At 64.6% G+C, this 370-nt stretch carries 1 protein-coding gene; it reads left to right on the forward strand.

The annotated features are described in order from the left end of the window. On the forward strand, positions 1-370 hold a 370-nt coding region (locus tag QRT08_RS18410), incomplete at both ends, for a GTP-binding protein (protein ID WP_286047452.1).

Below are 370 nucleotides of genomic sequence, written 5' to 3' on the forward strand. Positions count from 1 at the left end.
GACGACGGCGTCGCGCCCCAGACCCAGGAACACGTCTTCCTCGCGCGCACGCTCGGGATCAACGAACTCATCGTCGGCGTCAACAAGATGGACCTCGTCGACTACTCCGAGAGCGACTACAAGCAGGTCGTCGAGGAGGTCAAGAAGCTCCTGAACCAGGTCCGCTTCGACACGGAGGACGCCGAATTCATCCCGATCTCGGCGTTCGAGGGCGACAACATCGCCGAGCGCTCCGAGAACACCGACTGGTACGACGGCAAGATCCTGCTCGAAGCGCTCAACAGCCTCGAAGCGCCCCAGCCGCCGACGGACGCGCCGCTGCGCCTGCCGATCCAGGACGTCTACACCATCTCCGGCATCGGCACCGTCC

The organism is Halalkalicoccus sp. NIPERK01 (assembly GCF_030287405.1).
GTDB lineage: Archaea > Halobacteriota > Halobacteria > Halobacteriales > Halalkalicoccaceae > Halalkalicoccus.